The organism is Pseudoalteromonas rubra (assembly GCF_005887115.1).
GTDB lineage: Bacteria > Pseudomonadota > Gammaproteobacteria > Enterobacterales > Alteromonadaceae > Pseudoalteromonas > Pseudoalteromonas rubra_F.
In genome coordinates this window covers 203,240-221,138 of the sequence record NZ_PNCJ01000007.1, presented here as the reverse complement: position 1 = coordinate 221,138, position 17,899 = coordinate 203,240, and the positions used below count along the sequence as shown (strand labels likewise).

Sequence of the window (17,899 nt, the reverse complement as noted above, 5' to 3'; positions counted from 1 at the left end):
ATGTGGCGCCTTTCAAGGAAAGAGAAACCGTATTATCGTCAGTGCCCGGTCATTGATTTAGTGCTTGTCAGTGATAAGCGTCTGATTAACCCGTTGGTGTGTCATCAGGCGCATATGCTGGTAACCTACCAATATGCTGATCAGAGGGTGAGTGACACGATTTTGTTTGACCATGCGTTATACGAGCGTTTCAAATCCGGGCGGCCATGCCAGATATTAGCAGCGAGTGACGGTGTGATACAGAGATAACATTTTTCAACATTCTCTCACTGAATGCCACGGTGTTCCCGAATATACTCTGCCTTAATAAATACATATTAGTCAGGGTAAACATCATGAAAAACTGGATTGCATTCTCTTTGGTCGCCATCTTTGCAAGTGGTTGCGCACATCACAATAACGTTCGTCCTTCAGCTGACGGCAAGCACTATGTAAACTTGACTGCTGAGACCAGAGAGGCTGCGGGTAAGGAAGCGCTAGATCAGGCCAATCATTATTGCGATGAGCAAGAGCGCGGTCATGCTTACATTCAAAATGAAAACATTACTTATATGGGATCAATGCCTGAGCAGGAGTACTTGCAAAAACGCAACATAGCGACGGCAGTCGAAGCAGCTGGCACCGCAATGTGGATCTTAGGTGAGAATGCAGTTGATGATGTTGGTGCTGCAATGAGTATTGGTGGTGGTATAGCCGAAGATTCTATGGGTGAACCGTATCAGATCACTTTGGCATTTAGTTGTAAGTAAAGATCAAGATGGCTTAAAGGCTGTGCTGATACCTGGGAAGTAGCCTGACTTTTCATCATTCTTTGAGCTGTAAGCAGCTTGCAATAAGCATGAAGGTGATTGTTTTTTAATGTGATTTGGTTACACTGTCAAAAAGTAGGCAGTTACGGGGCCAGGCACCTGCATGATCCAATGGGTTGCACAGAAATCTCTCCTTTTTATCACACTGGCGTGCTCTCAGGTATTGGCCTTTGGTGCCAATGATGCGGTCACGCCTATCAATATTGCCGTGGTCGGAAAGACCAAAAACGACAGCTTCTACCAGCAATCGCATAAAGGGTGCGTGCACTTTTCACATGACTACCCCAATGTTAATTGTCTTTACGATGGTGCTGACGACTATCAGGATGTCAGGACACAGGTTCTGATAGTCAAAGAGCTGATCAAAAAAGGCATCGACGGTCTGCTTATTTCAACTACAGATTCAAAGTTCCTTGTTGATGGTGCACTCAAACTGGCTGCTAAGAAAGGCATTCCAGTCATTACCTTTGACTCCGATTTACTTAAAGAACATGAGGCATACCGCTTAGCGTATGTCGGCACCAATAATTTTGATTTTGGTAAGGCACTCGGAGAAGAAGCAAAGCGCTTTAAAACCGAGTCGAAACAATATATCTGCCTGCAGTCCGGGCATCAGACAACTCCTAATCTGAATCAACGTATTGCGGGCGTGCGATTTGCGTTGTCCGGGCAAAGTAAAGCCAGAATGTCTGGTGAAAATGGCTGGATAGAGCACTACCGTTGTCCACTCTTTACGATGGGAAGACGAGCTGATGCGTTGGATCAGTTGGTTACAATGATGAAGTACCCCAATTCACCCATATTTCTGGCTGTTGCCGGGTTTGCACAATTTAACCCTGACTACATAGCCCGGATGGCGCAGTTTAAAACGCTGATCGCTAACAAGGAACGGGTGATAATCTCCGCTGATACAGAAAACACGCAACTTAAAGCGCTTCAACGAGGCTTATCTGTGACCAACATCGGTCAGAAGCCTTTTGAAATGGGACGTCTGGGGGCTGAGCTACTGTACCAGTTTATTACCCAGAACAAGAAGCCAGCTCAATCACACTACTACCTGGATTATCACTATTGCAACAAGGGCAATGTTGCAACTTGCACGACCAATCATTGATATTTACCCTAGTGATACTAAAATAATCGAATAAACATTACCTTAAAAGCTCGGTAAGCCAATGAAGAAGTCCCTGTTATTGTTGCTGTTGTGGTGCGACAACGTGTTTGCTGGGCCCTTACAGTTTGTATCAATTAATTATCTGATTGAGCAGGAAGTAGGGCGCTTGGTCTTACCTGAGGTGTACCGCAAGCTTAATGTATCGATTGTGATAACGCCTTACCCGGGCAAGCGGGCACAGCAGCTGGTGCGCAGCGGAAAGCGACATGGCGAAATCATGCGAATATACAGCTATGGCGATGAAAATCCGCATACTATTCGCGTACCAACCCCTTATTACACGCTAGAGACCATGGCCTTTGTTCGCAGTGATAGTCATGTCGATCTCCAAAGTGAACAGGATTTGAGTAATTATAGAATTGCAAAAGTGCGCGGTGTAAAACACACCAATAACATCACTAAAGGAATGTCCAAGGTAGAGGACACGGACACCACAATACAAGCATTGAATCTGGTTTCTAAGGGATTGGCCGATGTTGCACTGACCAATCGTATCGACGGTTTAGTCATGCTGGCTCAGGCTGGCATTGAGAATGTTGTACCGCATCAGAGTAGTTTTCGAGTGCTGGAGTTATACCATTATGTCCACAAGGACCAAAGGCATTGGGTTAAAAAAGTCGATGACGTGTTACGTCGTATGACACACAGTGGTGAGCTGGCTATACTGATAAAAAAAGCCGAGAATCAGGTAATTTCACAACACTGTCGGCAAAGTGCAGTCGTGACTGAACTATGCCGGCAGCATTTGTCTCAAGAAGAAGAATGAGTAGTACGGTTGGCTCGCCATTGGCGTATTTTGTTACCCAGGCTCAGTTTTAGGCACCAGTACACAATAACGAGTAAGATTACGGGCTCAGGGATTGCTAACAGACCTGAGTCTATAAGTGCCTGCGGCACGACTTTTACTGCGCCTTGTGACAAGAATGAGCCAACCGATATAAATAAAGCAAAACACATCCTCCATAAATGGCGTATCAGTCGTGGCGCTGAGTCCAGACCTGCGGAGTACACCAGGCGTACGTCACCAATAAAAGACAGGCTGGCGAGTAATACAAAAAAGTAGTAATCATAAGCGCTGATGCCATGTTTCATTTCAGCTGGGCTCGAGCCTGCCTGACCACTATAGTACATACAGGCGATGATGATCAGCAGTGAACACACTGGGAAAGCGTAATCGAATCTTCCTCGAGTATTCGGTGCTGACTTGACTGCCAGCCACGCGGAAATGACCAGATAAGCAGTGTAGATACCTGCGATAGCTGTGATAATCATGGGCTGTAATATTGCGATTAAGGTGCCGCTTAGCGCCATTATGAGCATAGTGTAGACAAACCAAGTGCCTGCCGCGGCGTGTAAGGACTTTCCTTTTGCAACCGCTATAGCGATACCCCCTGCAATTATGGCAACGGTTCCAGTAATTATATGTATCAGCATAGTCAATGTAATCTGTTCCATCTTGTTATTCCTGTTTATTGCGATGTGTTGGTAATGCACTTTATACTGGCAGTCACAGGCTGTCGTCCAATACTAAAGGTTAGGACAGTATTGTTATTTATAAGTATAAAAATCATAAGGTTGAGCTTTTGTTTGGTGCTGAATTGACGTTTGTCTACACTTTTTTACTCGGTGCATTAGGGCTTGCATTGACAATTCTGGCTGGCAGAGTGCAACGTTGGCATTGTTACCGGGCACTGGCACTGTTTCTATTTTCTTTGTTTGTGATCTTATCTGGCCCACTTATCTTCGCCCAGTTCCCCGCAGCGCGTTATGTTTATATTGCGGCGATTGTTCCGGCATGGTTGTTACTTTTTCCCTGTTTTTACCTCTATACGAGAGGGTTGACCTCACAGCTTCCCTGGCTCTTTACCCGCCAAAGTTTGTGGCATTTTGTTCCGGCCTGTATTTCATGTGTGCTGTCAGCCAGCTTGTTGCGGCTTTCTGACAGCGCCTTGTTTAGTATCTTTTTTGCCGAAGGTGACGTTGAGCTGGCAGATGATGCGCGACTCACTGTGTGGTTTATTATAACTGTTATGCTGTTCTGGCCGTTGCAAAGCTTGATTTATGTGGTTAAAACCTGGCGTAATTTGCTTACTTATCGGCGTCAGTTGCATGCGGTATTTGCCAGTACTAAAGAGCGTGAACTGGGCTGGTTAGGTGTTGTGCTAACCCTGATGGTATTTACCTGGGGCTGGCTGGCGCTGACCCTTATCCAGGATCTGAGTGCACAGCCCACGTTCTTGCGTGAGGGGGGAGTCGCGACGTTGACCGCTGTAACTATCTGGCTGTTGCTCTACTGGTCTTTGAGACAGAAGCCTGGGTTCGACAAAATTTATCATCTTACCGAACAGCCAGAGAGGTCAAACGTACTAAGCGACAAGGCAGCAGAGCGGTCAGTTTTAGCCAAATACCAGCATTCGGCGTTGAGTGATGAGCAGGCAAAACGTATTGCAAAGAAAATACACACTGCCGTGGTCACAGAAAAGCTCTATTTGGAGCCGGACCTGACCCTCTACAAACTGGCGGAATATTTGAAAGTATCTGCAAATTATGTGTCTCAAACTTTAAATCAGACATTAGGTAAGTCATTTTTTGACTATGTGAATAAAGCTCGGATTGACGCCGCCGTGGAGCTATTGCGCACCGGTGATAAAACTGTGCTTGATATAGCCATGGCAGTGGGTTTTAACGCGCGCTCTTCTTTTTACAAGGCGTTTAAGACTCACACAGGCATGACACCAGGAGAATATAAGAAGCATACACGTGCGAATACATAGTGTGATAAATGTGTTGTATTTTTGTTTATTTTTTGTTGATTCGGTTGGGGGGTAGCTGTTAGCTTAAAAGGTGAGTGATAAATAAACAAGGAAATAATATGAAACTGAAAATTAAGAAGTTAAAAAATTTGACTAACACAAAAAAGCTTGCCGATGCACAAACACCTTTTATCGCAGGTGGTATGCCACCAGATATTACCAACTATGAACTATGTAATACGCTGACTGACAGGTGGAGTTGTACGCGTGCAGCCTGCCAGGTGTAAATAGTCGGAGAAAAGGTCAGCTCAATCGCATTAACATCATTTGTTGCGATTGAGCACTACTGAGGTGTTTTTCTCTGTAAACTCAGAAGTTGTAATTACTGATGCAAATACCTGCTCAATATAACTCTACCAGTGGTACTCTGATATTGCTGGTTTGCACCGATTTACCTGCTAAAAATGTTTTTATCACTTCCGTCACCTGTGGCGAGCGCATAAACAGATTATGCCCTGCATTTTCGATGATGACTTGCGTCACATCGCTAAAATTCCTGACGGCGTCCAGCTGACTGTGTGGGTAAGTGCGGCCATCTAATGAGCCCGACAGCACTAATGTCGATACATCAGATACTGGGGCTTTGCGAAACGTATCACCTAAGTCCAATTCGGCAATGACCCCCTGCAATTGAGGCATAGGGAAGTTTAAATAGGCACCAAGCAATGCTGTTGTGCTTTGCTGGTTAACCTGAGCCAGCCTTTGCTGTGTGATGCCGGAGGCTATGTCCATGGCGAATGGCATGAGTCTGAAACTAATTTGATTATCGCTGAAATAACCTCTATTTGCGATGTGCTGAAGCGGTTCAACGTTCCCCATGTCCAAAGCCCGATAAAGTGCCAACAAACGTTTCAAACCCCGATGTGGGTCGGCTATCATTGCTGATGCCAGGCGCTGCATCTGCCAGCGCTGGAACAATAAGCCGACTTTTTCCCCATTTTTATCAGTTAGTTGTATTTTTACTGGAGACGTATCAAGGCGCTTGTGTACACGACGGATCAGTGCGGCAATATCGGGATACAGCGCCTTTGCTTTAGGCTGAGTGTTAATAACCTGCTGAACCCGGGCAAAGTAGGCATCTGTCCGAGCCGGCAGTTTGACTGTCTGGTCTAGTCCCTCAACACTGGCCAGCACTAGCTTGTCCAGCTTATTGGGCATCAGTTTGGTTGCAGCCAGCGCCAGATGAGTGCCATAACTGATCCCCCAAAGAGTCAGTTTTTTGGCTTTGAGATGACGTCTGAGGTCATCCAGGTCTTCTGCACTTTGCTCTGTTGTGTACCCCTTAATATCATATCCTTGTGTCTGCCAGAATGCGGCACATTTGAGTGCGGCATGCTGATATAGGTGGGTAATTTCCAGATCGGTTTGTGGCGTATCTGTGCTGGTGTAAATGCCTGACTGACAAGCGGGGAGTTGATCGGATTTACCTGTACCGCGTTGATCCAGTGCTATCACATCACCAAATTCGCGCAGGGCCATAAACAAAGGAAATCGGAAATTGGCATATTCGGCTGTCTTAATGCCTGACCCACCGGGGCCGCCGGCAAGGTAGACAATGGGGCTGCCGGGTTTCTTGGTAGTTGCTGGAAATCGTACATAGTGAACACGAATAGTTCGGCTACTTGCCTGAGTGCGATTCTCTGGCACGGTAATAAAACCTGAAAAGGCAGCGACTTGTTGGTTGTCCTGAGTCTTAAATGTAATAGCCTCCTCATTCTCATAAGCTGGTTGGTGTTGCTCCTGACTGATTGTATCAAAGGACATGATTAAGATGATGAACAGTAGTGTTCGCAATATAGAGCTGCGAAATTCGTCATAGCGGGTGTCTTTCATAATGATGATCTTGTTGGTTGGAAGTGCACTCAGTTAAGCTTGTTCGAGACCAAATATCATGCGATATTCTACCGAATGTATTGATCTTAATAGTAATATCGACAAGCGGTTGAATTCAGCCGACCAAAGGTCGACATAGGAGAAGCTGTGCGATTTCGTGACAGTAGATTATTGCGAACAGTGCTCTGTACACTGCTGGTGTTGTCTGGCAATGTGTTCGCGCTAGATTGGACACACATAAATTATCATCAGGTGTGGGTGTGCCCGGGCGGTGGGCCGATACCAACTTTTGAAGAGCCAGCTTGTAAGACGCAGTCATTTTTCAGTAGCGATCCACAGGGGCAAGCTATCTGGTTAAAGGCACGATTACATTTATCTGAGCATTGGCAAGAGCGTACGGGGCCATACGCATTTTATCTGTTCGCGAAAGCTTCCAGTGAGGTTTATCTGAATGGCAGGTTGCTCGGCACGAATGGCCGTGTTGCTCTCGATGGTCAGCAAGAGCTGGCCGGGCGTATGGACACTCGGTTTTATGTCCCTACCGATGTCATCAAAGAAGGTGAAAACTGGGTGGTCATGCATCTGTCCTCTCATCAGAGCCTTTTGCGCTTATCTTCACCGTTGCATCTTGCAGCACTGGGTGAGTACCAGAACAGCACAGAATACTTTGGCATAGAGCCACATATTCAACTGAGCATTTTGTGTGTTCTGGTCCTCGGGGTGCTTTATTTGCTGATCCTGAGGTTAAGCCCTTTGCGGGCTCAGATCCCGGCAGGGCTGCTTTGGCTGTTTGGCATTGCTGCCGTTCAACTGGCGCTAGAGCAGTTGCGCGGTTGGATCAGTTATCCTTACCCTTTGCATGACGTCAGGCTCATATTGATCTTACTGTGTGCGTTGGGCTTCGGCTGTGGATTACTGGCATACCTGCTGCGTTCTTGTCAGGTCCTTATTAATACCCGGCTGACGATCCTGGCTCTGAGTATGAGCCTTACCTTGCTTATGGTATTTTTTAGTCCCGGGTTTGACCAGAAAACAACGCTGGCTGTGGCTTTTCCGGTACTCGTTGGGATATTGGTATCTGGCCGATATTATTATCAGTCCCGTACCAATAAAGCTCTGATATTCGTTGCGACGCAATGTGCGTTCCTTCTGGCGTCGATACTGAGCGTACAGTCATTTCACAGTCTGTTGTTCTATATCATGGTCACCGCATTGCTTGGGGTTTTTTTGGGATTGCATATTCGTCATCTTGGTGAGCTTCAAATCCAGAGCATGATAGACCAACAGGCCATTGCTAAATTGCAGGTAAAACTGGCGCAACTGGATAAAACAGACGCACAGCAGTATCTCAAGCTCACTTTTGGTAGCTCAACGGAGCGTATTGATATAGGACAGTTGATATGGTGCCGCGCAGCTGGCGATTATGTTGAGCTGCATTTGGAAGGCGGTGGTGAGCGATTGTATTCAGGCTCGCTGAAAAGTTTGATAGAAAAACTACCCGCCACATTTATGCAGGTACACAGATCTTATCTTGTTGATTTGGACAAAGTCAGAAAGGTCGCGTTGAATAAGGATAAAGCAGTCGCTGGATATGCGTTCTTACACCTCAGTGACGGTCAGAGAGTACCGGTTAGTCGGCGTTTAATTGGTCAGGTAAGGGAATCAATTGAATGAAACAAACTGTGTGCTACCAGCAAAGCTGCTCTGGTAGCACAGACGTCGATTTAGTCGATCAGATCTTCCACACCGACAATAACCCAAGGCGCATCGCCCTGTGTTTTTCTTTCCAGATGCCAGATCTCGTGGATTGGTTCTTCCTGCTTATCGCCAAGATCACGGTATTTACCCTTGAACATGACGCTCACTTCCCAGGCCACCGGTGAGGTTTCTGCACGCACTAACTGCGCATCAACAAACATCACTTCTGTTGCAACATCGCCATGCTGTGCACGGTCTTGTTTAAACTCTTCGACCAGTTCAGGGCTCAGGTACTCAGCCAGAGTGGCAAAATCGCCCTGGTTCCAGGCAGTCTGTACGGTATGATAATGCTCTCGGGCGCCTTGTAAGAAGCCGTTCACATCAAAGTCAGCTGGCAAATTAAATGGTACTTGCTCCTGCTTCTGACCAAAGCCACCGCTCGTCGTGGTTGGTTGAGCTTGCTGACGGAACTGAGCGCTCTGGTTTTGACCCTGATCAGCATTATTCTGGCCAAAGTTACCACCACCAAAGTTACCACCTTGAGGCATCCCCGCCATATGTGGTTGCTGGCGTTTAGTCATGAAGGATTTTATGACTTTGAATAGTACGAATGCCAGAATCGCAAACAAGATCATTTCCATAAACTGGAAACCTTCGAAGTCATCGCCCATCATTGCAGCGATAAGGCCACCTGCCAACAGGCCGCCTAATACGCCAGCCATAATGCCTTTTTTGTTTGATTTAGGCTTTGCGGCGGTATTCGGTGCCAGTGTTTTGGTGTCCACTTGTTTTTTCTGTGCCGTGGTGCTGGTAGCGTGGGTTTTACCCGCACTTTTTTTGCTGCCGAACTTTTTCCGTGCTTCTGCACTGAAACTGGTTGATACCAGAACGGCAATTAATGTCATTAAAACAACAAATTGTTTCATGGTGTTCCTCTGAGTTTTAGATCTGAAGGCATTGTAATTAATCAATGTGGTGAAGCGAAGCGATTTCAACAGCGGGATCTGGTTGTGTTGCACAAAGAAAATGCTAAGTATCTGAAATTGCTTAGGTTATATATGTTTTTTATTCAGGTCGAAATAATCTTTCTGATTGTTCGTAAATAACTGATGGTTATTCCTTTTTCATCAGCTAATTGCTTTAGGTGATGAAGTTGGCTCACAGAAATACCACAACACCGAGTTTAAACCCGGTGTTGTGGTTGGATATAAAGGGCGTAAAATTTATAACCAGCGTAATGATTCTGTCACAGCGGTTTCGTAGCGCTCCAACGGGGTATTCAGATCAGCCACTAAAATGGTGTCTGCTCTTTCTCCTGGCTTGATGCTTCCGCTGAAACGTCCATCGGCAAACTGCTCGTCTGTGCCTGTGCCTTCATTCCTGTCGGTGGGCACAATAAACACAGTTACCGGGCCATGCTCCGACTGAAATATCAAATGCAGACTGCGTTGCCCTTTAAAGTTACAAAACGTTGCATAGGTCACTTTACCCGGCATGGATTCCAGTTTGCCACCAAACATAGCAAGCTTCTCGTTGACAACCTGCAACTGAACTTCATCTGTTAACGCCAGGGCTTCGGCTTCGTAATATACGTGTTCTAACGCGTGTTCACCTGCATGTAATGGCGCCTGAACTGAGGTTGCAAAGTACAAGGAGACAGCCAATAAGGCTGAGGCAGCCGTGGCCAACGGCGCTTTAAAGCGACGGTACCAGGCCAGCTGTCTTACTTCGGCACTTTGTTTGCTGGAAGTCTCTGTATCTGCTTGCTGCTTTGCAAGGATTTTTTGTGCCAGGTCATCAGGCACTGAAATATCCAGCGCACTGTGAAGCGTTGCATCAAAATCCTGCATCTCTTTTACGAGACGTTGTTTGGCCGGATCTGTGTCTGCCTGTGCAATTACATCCTTATCATTGGGATCGGCAAACAAGCGGCGGCGAAATTCAAGTTCATCCATCAGTTTGATGCCCCTTTTGCTGTTTCGGTCACTTGTGTTAAAGCCTCTTTCAATTGGTTTCTGGCACGATATAGCCTGGTCATCACGGTATTTTTGTTGAGTTCCAGGATCTGTGCTATTTCTTCGCCGGAGCAGCCCATTACAACCTGTAACAGCAGTGGCTCACGATATTCCGGTGACAGTAAACTAATCTGTCTTTGGACCATCATTTGTTCTGTCTGCGAGTCGGGTGATGCGCTGGTTGCGTCAACCAGCGTGTCCTGCTCTACGTCGGCATAATCAAATTGTTTGCGTTCAAAGCGGCGCGCATTTTCTCGCCGCAAAATGGTTAATAACCAGGATTTGGCTGCGCTGTCATCCTGCAGGGCGTCCAGTGATCGCCAGGCGCGTAAAAAAGTTTCCTGTACCAAATCTTCAGCAATGGTCGGATCCTGGCACAACCAGTAAGCAAAGCGATAAAGCTCCTTGTTGTACACCTGGACCAGACTTTCGTAACGTTTTTGTTTTGTGGTCATGCTAATAAGACCTTGTCTCTAGCAACATTATTTCATCTTACCGAAGAAAATTTAGTACAACGGCTCAAGATGCTGTTTTTTCGCGTTTTTAACCTGTTTATGCTGTGCGGCAATCAATTGATATAGCACGCTCAGGTCAACGTTCTCTTGTTTGGCACTATAGAGCGCCCCTTGCAACTTTGCAATTTCGTTTTGCAACTCATGGCTGAGCTGGTGGCGCCAGGCATGGATATGGTCATAGCCTTGTGCGCGCGCAAGTGCTTTGAGGGCCTGATAGCATTGTCCCGGATCAGAGTGTTGAGCGGCGTGTTTGAGCTGTTTAATTGCTTGCGCTTCGTTTGGCGTCTGTGGTGCGCTATCGCTCTGCGTTGGCGCTACTTTAGCCGATTGCCGAGTTATAAACCACACTAACAAGGTAATGAACCACAGTACGTAGCCAGATGCAATCAGTGCCCAGTCCAGCCAGGTTTTATCCGCTGGTTGGGTCACAATGTGTGGTTCTGCCTGAGTTGCTGTTTGTTGAGGTGCGTTGACGACAGACGCAGGCGCGACTGATACCTGATTCGGATCGGCTTTTACCTCAATGGTTCTGGATGGCAAGGTTGCATACTGTACTTTGTTGATGACGGTATTGAACCAGGGCACTTTAATTTCTGGCAAAGTATAAGTGCCAGGTGTCTGGGGCAACAAGGCATAAGAGGCGATCAGCTGAGAAATCACCCGGCCGTCGCGCGTCATCTGTTTTCGGTCTGTTTCATCCGGATAAGTTCTGAAGCCATCGACATCTGGCACTTGTATATCGGGCAGCTGTTCTTTGGTGATCCCCAGAGCTGTTAATGTCAGAGTGCGGGTGATTGGTGTACCAACGGTGACGGTCTGCTCATTTGGTTGCCATTCTTCGCTCAGGTTGACCAACTCACTGGGCAACCAGGCTCCTGCATAGGTATCCGGAATAGGTTTCACTTCAACTTCAAAACTGTCAGCTACCGCTGAGACCGCCATCCGACGGTAGCCTTCGCGGATCTGACCATTAAAGATAGGTGGCTCTAATGTAAAGGTGCCGCTTTTTTGTGGCTGTACCAGATATTCTCGGGTCACGACCATATAACGACGACCATTGACTATCTCATAGTCCTCACTTTGTTTTCCCAGTTGGGCAATTTGTGCATCCTGCATCTGCGGGGCACTGAGTTGGCCATCGAGCAGATCCTGGCCGAGATACAGCTTAACAGTGAAGAGCGCAGCCTGCTGAACATGCAATGTATCTGGTTTTAGCTCGGTTTTAATAAAGATATTTTGCTGCGCTTCGCTATCCTGGTCGCGGGCAAGTACCTTGAGCTTGATGGGACGTGACTGATGACCTGCAACCTCAAAACTTGGGATGGTAAATTCCCCGGCTTTGCGAGACAGAAGTTGCATTTGCCAGCTGGTGGTACTGCTCATACTGCCATTAACGATACTGGTGCGGGAGCTGGTACTGACAGGGCTGGTGACAAACTGAGCGCTCAGGGCGCTGGTGTCTGGCATCTGTCCGGATACTTTGCCGTTAGCTTCTATGGTCAGGGTAAAATACTCTCCAACCAGCACCGGGTTTTTGTCGACGCTGGCGCTGAGCTGGTCTACCGCCCAGACAGGCATCATTGTAATAAGTAAGATCACGGATCCCAGTAATCGCGTTACCATGATTTTTCTTCTCCTCGCGGGCGTCGCTGACGCACCCGTTGTTGTGATTCTAATAACATTTTGTTGCGCAGCAAGATGGCCGGATCGTCTGGCACTTTACGCAGTAACTGATCGAGTTGCTGTGCTTTTTCTTTTTCTTCTGGTGTCAGTGGGCGACTTTGCATCATTTGTTGTGCCCCCTGAGGCTGACCTTCATCTTCAGTAGCTTGTTGCTGTGCCTGCTGCATCTGCTGAGCACTCTGTTCAGCTTGTTGATCCTGCATTTCTTGTTGCTGCGGTTGTGCAAGCTCAGGGGCATTGTCATTGTCTGACTCAGGCGTTTCCTGAGATTCAGCGTTTTGCTGGCTTTGTGTGTCACTTTGTGATGCGCCTGATTGTTGCTCAGAGTCAGACTGTTGTTCAGAGTCAGATTGCGAAGACGACTGCTCGTTCTGTTGTTCGCCTGATTGTTGCCCGCTCTGCTGTTCACCGTCTTGCTGCTGGTCACTTTGCTGTTGATCTTGCTGATCACCGGATTGTTCCTGATCGTCAGACTGATCGCCATTTTGTTGCTGAGACTGCTGCTGTTGCTCTTTGAGGCTTTCGACCAGCTGCTTATTGTCCTGCGCTTGCTTGAATTCGGGATCCAGTTGCAAGGCTTGCTCATAGGCCGCAATCGCCTGGTCGAGTTGCCCTGACTTGGCCAGCGCATTGCCATAGTTATACTGCCCGGTGGCAGATGTGGTGTGTTTGAGTTGTTCTGCCGCCTGTTCATACTCTCCGGCTTTGTATAGTGCGGTGCCTTTTAGTAGTGGATCCTGAGCACTCTTAGCCTGTTCAAAGTTGCCTTGCTGATAGGATTCCAGTGCCTGCTGATCCTGATTTTTAAACCAGCTGGTCCAGTCTGCAGTATATCCAGTCTGAGGTTGTAACAACGCCACAACAAATAAACCCAGAGTAAGTGGTTGGGAGCGCATCAACCAAAGAGCCAGCGGTACAATGATAAACAGCAGATATTTACCAGCATCCAGGTGCCACAGCGTTTCACCAGGTTGTTCATTGCTGTCCAGATCGGTCACTTTGGATGGGGCAAAGGTTTTGATGTCATTGTCACTGGGGGTATAAGTCGCATAGCGGCCACCCTGTCGGGAGGCAAGCGCAGACAAACGCTCAGGATACAGTTTGGGTACCACAATCTGTCCATAGCGGTCTTTCAAAAAGCCGCCTTCAGGCAGACCAATTGGCGCACCGTCCACAGTACCAATACCATAAACGTGTAGTCGGTAACCTGTGCCATTTAACAAGTCTGCGATATCTGCGAGCTCTTCCTGTTCGACCTCGTCGCTGATGAGGATAATTTCACCCTCAGTGTAACCGGCCTGATCCAGTAAAGTCTTAGCCTGATCCAGCCCTGCCAGCACATTAGCGCCTTTGCTGGGCATGATGTCAGGGCTCAGGCTGGGTACCAGGTTGGCCAGGGTTTTGACATCGTCAGTCAGGGGAGATACCACAAAGGCGTCTCCTGCGTAAGCAACCAAAGCGGTGTCGCCCTCAGTAAACTGGCCAATCATATCCAGGGTTTTAAAGCGCGCCTGAGTGAGCCGGTTGGGCTGAATGTCAGTGGCATACATGGAGTAAGACATATCCATGACCAGCACCCGGGCTTGTTTGCTCTTGAATACCGGCACTGTGTGCTTTTCAAAGCTGGGTCCGGCTGCGGCCAGTATACTTAATAACAGCAGCAGACTAACCAGCCAGGGCGTGCTTTTGCGCTGCTTGCGGGGGCCATCCTCTAGTACTATTTGTGCAAGGTGAGGTGCGATCAGCGCCTCGTCTGTACTACGGTGACGCCTTAGCCATTGCATGCCCGTTAGCAGTAGCCAGGGTATAAGTAACCATAACAAAGTAGGGCGAATAAATATAAACTCGGTCATAGTGGTTTAACTCGCAATTGTTTGACTGCTTTGCTGAGCAGAGTCAGACTCCATAGCGCCAGTGCAATCAGCAGTGGCACATAAAAGAGTGACAGACGGGGCCTGAAAGTCTGGTTTTCATCGGCAATGGGTTCCAGTTTGTCCAGTTCAGCGTAGATTTGTTGCAAGCCTTTCACATCTTTGGCGCGGAAATAGGCACCACCGGTTTCTGAGGCAATGTGTTTCAGGGTATTTTCATCTATGCTGCTGCCTGTCATCCCACCCATACCAAACAAACTAAAACCACCTCGGCCATCGGAACCGACGCCGACGGTATAGATTTTAATACCTTCTTCCCGGGCCAGGATCAGGGCCTCTTTGGGTTCCAGGTTACCAGCCGTGTTCTGACCGTCGGTAAGCAGGATCAGAATACGGCTACTTTGATCTTTCTGGTTAAAGCGTTTAACCGATAAGCCAATGGCATCACCAATCGCAGTCGCCCGTCCAACCAGACCAATTTGCGCTTCGCTTAGCATCTGACTGACGGTTTGTAAGTCTCGAGTAAGGGGGGTTTGTAAAAACGCCGTGTCACCGAACAGGATCAGTCCCAGTCGGTCGCCTTGCCGCTCGACAATGAAGTCAGACAGCACGGCTTTTACCACTGACAGACGGTCAACATATTTGCCCTGATAAGCCATGTCCTGTTCAGTCATAGAGCCGGACAAGTCCACCGCCAGCATAATATCACGGCCTTCATTGGGTAAGGTGACCGGGTCATCAAGCCAGCTCGGTCCGCTCAGTGCCACAACAAGGCAAAGCCAGATCAGTGCTTCAATTATATTCACGCCACGTTTTGGTGCAGCTGACTTTTGTCCTGCACCGGTTTGCTGCTGATACCCAGGCATGCGTAAGCGCACCTGAGTTTGCGCCGCAGCGGGCTTAAAACGCGCTATCAGCCAGGGCAGGGGAAGCAGAAAAAGGGCCAGGGGCCAGTCAAGTTCAAACATGCACGGCCTCTTTAGTTTTAAAGGTTTTTATTGCCGCTAACAATTTACTGCACGCCACGGTTGGTGTGCTGCTGTATAGCGAGTTCAAATCTTGCTCACTAAACTGTTGACGCGTCAGTTGATTGAGCATCTTATGCCATTGTGCCGTTGGTTTTGCGGCCTGCTCGCTGCCATAGTAATGTCGGGTCAGGCGTTTGAGTATGCCATGTAGCGCCAGCGCATCCTGAGTATGCTGCTGACTCAGTTTAATGGCTTCTCGTTTGGCTCTATTGTGCTGCCAGTGTCTTACTGCTAGCCAGATACCGACACTCACTATGAGTAGCGCGATAAGGATCACAGCCCAACTGGCCGGGGTCAGCGGCCACCAGCTTACCTGCTCGGGCGGGAGCACATCATGGAGTGCGTCTAAAGGGTTTTGCATCATCACTTACCTGCAGATCTGTGTTTCTATTGGCGCTGAGGCGCAAAACGTTTGCATTGTCATGCCGGCACGTTGCAAACGGGCCAGCCGGGTCTGAAAAGCCTGTTCAGCCTGTTCGGCAAATTGGGCTCTGAATTGTTTATCCGCCAGTGGCAATGTCCAGTTACCAGAGGCAGAACTGACTTCAATCGCATCTTTATAAGCGGGCAGGGTATGCTCGAACGGATCGCTGACTTGGCAGCCAATCAGTTCACAGTGCCGACTAAGATGCTCAAGCTGCTTAAAACTGGCCTCGTTAAGCTGGCTGAAGTCGGAGATAAGATAAATAAGACTGCCGGGTTTGGCCAGGTGCGATAAACGTTTCAGGTTATTATCAAACGTCGAGGCTTGATTGTTGCCGCGCTGAGCCAGGCTTTGCGTGTGGATATCACACAGCTGGTGGCAAAATGCCAGCACGCCTTTGTCGCGTGCCGTGGGCTTAAGTTCATGGTGGCCTTGCTCACTGAACACCACACCACCGAGCCGGTCACCGCGCGCGCATGCGGACCAGGCAACCAGGGCACTCAGATGTGCAGCCTGAACAGACTTGAGCAACAGGCGACTGCCGAACAGCAAAGAGCTGGACAGATCGCAGAAGATAAACACCGGACGTTCTTTTTCTTCCTGATACAGCTTGGTATGGGCCTCACCTGTACGTGCCGTAACTCGCCAGTCGATAGCGCGAATATCGTCTCCGTATTGATACTGACGTACCTCGGCAAATTCCATTCCCCGGCCTTTATGTGGTGCCAGATATTGCCCAGCCTGATCACTGCGGATAGCGCGCTTGGGCTTGAGATCCAGCAAACGCGCTTTGCTTTTGTAATAAAGCAGCTCTTTAAGTGTCAGTTCAACGCCATTGCTGTGGCTTTGTGCCAGCCAATTGATATGATCGGTGTGGTGCATTGAATGCTTCATTATCACGACCACTTATGGCACAGGGACCAGTTCCAGAATACGACTGATCACCTGATCTTTGCTGATCCCGTCTGCCTGGGCTTCATAACTCAGAATAATACGGTGACGCAGCACGTTATGCAGCACCGCCTGAATATCATCCGGTGTCACAAAATCCTGACCCTGCAACCAGGCATGCGCGCGCGCACACTTGTCCAGTGCGATGGTGGCCCGCGGGCTGGCGCCGTATTCAATCCAGGCACCCAGCTGTTGATCCAGCTTAGCGGCTTCACGGGTAGCAATGATCAATTGCACCAGATAGTGCTCAAGTGGCTCGGCCAGATGCAGTGATAGCACTTTTTTGCGTGCTTCAAATAAGGCCTGCTGTGAAATAGGCGTAAACTGCGCAGTTTGTTCCGACAGCGCCTCGCCACGTGTTAAACGCAAGATTTCCAGCTCTGTGCTCGCCTGCGGATAATCAATATTAAGATGCAGCAGGAAACGGTCTAGCTGCGCTTCCGGCAGTGGGTAAGTTCCTTCCTGCTCAAGTGGGTTCTGCGTTGCCATAACCATAAACAGCTCTGGCAGCGGGTAGGTCGTTTTGCCTACTGTGATCTGCCGCTCTGCCATGGCTTCGAGTAAGGCTGACTGCACCTTAGCCGGCGCGCGGTTAATTTCGTCCGCCAAAATCAGATGGTGGAACAAAGGGCCTTTTTCAAACACAAACTCACTGGTTTGCTGGCGGTAAATGTCAGTGCCGGTAATATCAGCGGGCAACAAGTCAGGGGTAAACTGAACGCGTTGAAAGCTGCCCTCAATGCCCTTGGCCAGCGCGTTTACAGCACGGGTTTTAGCCAGTCCTGGCGGGCCTTCTACCAGCAAGTGGCCATCTGCCAGCAGGGCAATGAGCAGCGCTTCTGTCAGTGCGCTTTGACCTAGTATTTGAGAGTCGAGGTAGTTTTTCAATTCACTAAATGCGTTTACTGCCATGGTGCTTTGTCCTTGTTGTGACAAATTTTTTGCTTATTTATAAGGATTAAGGCGCAAAACTCAAGGTTTTGCGGGCGATTTTTTGTAACTTGATTAGACACTGAAGCAGACGAAAGTTCCCAAAACTTCATTTATTTTTCAGGGACTTTTTGAATTGAGCAAAAATCAGGCTA

The 17,899-nt window shown here is 48.3% G+C and carries 18 protein-coding genes; 7 read left to right on the top strand and 11 right to left on the bottom strand.

Annotated features, from left to right (window positions below):
* The 4 genes from CWB98_RS04885 to CWB98_RS04870 all read left to right on the top strand — a co-directional run bounded on the left by CWB98_RS04885 (position 1) and on the right by CWB98_RS04870 (position 2,749).
* Positions 1 to 249 (top strand): hypothetical protein, encoded by a 249-nt coding sequence (locus tag CWB98_RS04885; RefSeq protein WP_138543843.1) that lies wholly within the window; start codon positions 1 to 3, stop codon positions 247 to 249.
* 86 nt (positions 250 to 335) lie between these two features.
* Positions 336 to 749, top strand: coding sequence for a hypothetical protein (locus tag CWB98_RS04880; RefSeq protein ID WP_138543842.1), 414 nt, complete (start codon positions 336 to 338; stop codon positions 747 to 749).
* A 163-nt stretch (positions 750 to 912) separates the two neighbouring features.
* The gene (locus CWB98_RS04875) at positions 913 to 1,923 is read left to right on the top strand and encodes a substrate-binding domain-containing protein (RefSeq protein ID WP_138543841.1); all 1,011 of its coding nucleotides are present in this window, start codon (positions 913 to 915) and stop codon (positions 1,921 to 1,923) included.
* A gap of 61 nt (positions 1,924 to 1,984) precedes the next feature.
* Positions 1,985 to 2,749, top strand: coding sequence for a substrate-binding periplasmic protein (locus tag CWB98_RS04870; protein ID WP_138543840.1), 765 nt, complete (start codon positions 1,985 to 1,987; stop codon positions 2,747 to 2,749).
* On the opposite strand, the gene CWB98_RS04865 is transcribed toward CWB98_RS04870, so the two are convergent.
* Positions 2,734 to 3,438 carry a hypothetical protein gene (locus tag CWB98_RS04865; protein WP_138543839.1) on the bottom strand — a complete coding sequence of 235 codons (705 nt, stop codon included), beginning with the start codon at positions 3,436 to 3,438 and terminating at the stop codon, positions 2,734 to 2,736. The genes CWB98_RS04870 and CWB98_RS04865 overlap by 16 nt on opposite strands.
* Before the next feature lie 128 nt (positions 3,439 to 3,566).
* Here CWB98_RS04865 and CWB98_RS04860 point away from each other — a divergent pair, with 128 nt between their 5' ends.
* Positions 3,567 to 4,757 (top strand): helix-turn-helix domain-containing protein, encoded by a 1,191-nt coding sequence (locus CWB98_RS04860; RefSeq protein WP_138543838.1) that lies wholly within the window; start codon positions 3,567 to 3,569, stop codon positions 4,755 to 4,757.
* 98 nt (positions 4,758 to 4,855) lie between these two features.
* Positions 4,856 to 5,023, top strand: a complete 168-nt coding sequence (locus tag CWB98_RS23885; protein WP_171045583.1) for a hypothetical protein — start codon at positions 4,856 to 4,858, stop codon at positions 5,021 to 5,023.
* Positions 5,024 to 5,138: 115 nt separating this feature from the next.
* On the opposite strand, the gene CWB98_RS04855 is transcribed toward CWB98_RS23885, so the two are convergent.
* Positions 5,139 to 6,629, bottom strand: a complete 1,491-nt coding sequence (locus CWB98_RS04855; protein WP_249364609.1) for an alpha/beta fold hydrolase — start codon at positions 6,627 to 6,629, stop codon at positions 5,139 to 5,141.
* 147 nt (positions 6,630 to 6,776) lie between these two features.
* On the opposite strand from CWB98_RS04855, the gene CWB98_RS04850 reads away from it, so the two are divergent.
* On the top strand, positions 6,777 to 8,303 hold the full coding sequence (locus CWB98_RS04850; protein ID WP_138543837.1) for a LytR/AlgR family response regulator transcription factor: 1,527 nt from the start codon (positions 6,777 to 6,779) through the stop codon (positions 8,301 to 8,303).
* A 50-nt stretch (positions 8,304 to 8,353) separates the two neighbouring features.
* Here CWB98_RS04850 and CWB98_RS04845 read toward each other — a convergent pair whose 3' ends face one another.
* From CWB98_RS04845 to CWB98_RS04805, 9 genes are all read right to left on the bottom strand, one after another.
* Entirely contained in the window at positions 8,354 to 9,253 is a 900-nt protein-coding gene (locus CWB98_RS04845; protein ID WP_138543836.1) for a Tim44 domain-containing protein, read from the bottom strand.
* A 297-nt stretch (positions 9,254 to 9,550) separates the two neighbouring features.
* Complete coding sequence (locus tag CWB98_RS04840; protein WP_138543835.1) at positions 9,551 to 10,282, bottom strand: DUF3379 family protein; 732 nt, start codon at positions 10,280 to 10,282, stop codon at positions 9,551 to 9,553.
* The gene (locus CWB98_RS04835) at positions 10,282 to 10,797 is read right to left on the bottom strand and encodes a sigma-70 family RNA polymerase sigma factor (protein WP_138543834.1); all 516 of its coding nucleotides are present in this window, start codon (positions 10,795 to 10,797) and stop codon (positions 10,282 to 10,284) included. The genes CWB98_RS04840 and CWB98_RS04835 overlap by 1 nt, the downstream gene beginning before the upstream one ends.
* A 51-nt stretch (positions 10,798 to 10,848) precedes the next feature.
* Positions 10,849 to 12,480: a BatD family protein gene (locus CWB98_RS04830; protein WP_138543833.1), complete on the bottom strand. Its 1,632-nt coding sequence runs from the start codon at positions 12,478 to 12,480 to the stop codon at positions 10,849 to 10,851.
* Positions 12,474 to 14,393, bottom strand: a complete 1,920-nt coding sequence (locus CWB98_RS04825; protein ID WP_138543832.1) for a vWA domain-containing protein — start codon at positions 14,391 to 14,393, stop codon at positions 12,474 to 12,476. Before CWB98_RS04825 ends, CWB98_RS04830 begins: the two co-directional genes overlap by 7 nt.
* Positions 14,390 to 15,379 carry a vWA domain-containing protein gene (locus CWB98_RS04820; RefSeq protein WP_138543831.1) on the bottom strand — a complete coding sequence of 330 codons (990 nt, stop codon included), beginning with the start codon at positions 15,377 to 15,379 and terminating at the stop codon, positions 14,390 to 14,392. Before CWB98_RS04820 ends, CWB98_RS04825 begins: the two co-directional genes overlap by 4 nt.
* Positions 15,372 to 15,803: a DUF4381 domain-containing protein gene (locus CWB98_RS04815; RefSeq protein ID WP_138543830.1), complete on the bottom strand. Its 432-nt coding sequence runs from the start codon at positions 15,801 to 15,803 to the stop codon at positions 15,372 to 15,374. The genes CWB98_RS04820 and CWB98_RS04815 overlap by 8 nt, the downstream gene beginning before the upstream one ends.
* Before the next feature lie 3 nt (positions 15,804 to 15,806).
* Positions 15,807 to 16,757 carry a DUF58 domain-containing protein gene (locus CWB98_RS04810; RefSeq protein ID WP_249364608.1) on the bottom strand — a complete coding sequence of 317 codons (951 nt, stop codon included), beginning with the start codon at positions 16,755 to 16,757 and terminating at the stop codon, positions 15,807 to 15,809.
* A 12-nt stretch (positions 16,758 to 16,769) separates the two neighbouring features.
* Positions 16,770 to 17,726, bottom strand: coding sequence for an AAA family ATPase (locus CWB98_RS04805; protein ID WP_138543829.1), 957 nt, complete (start codon positions 17,724 to 17,726; stop codon positions 16,770 to 16,772).
* Positions 17,727 to 17,899: the final 173 nt, after the last annotated feature.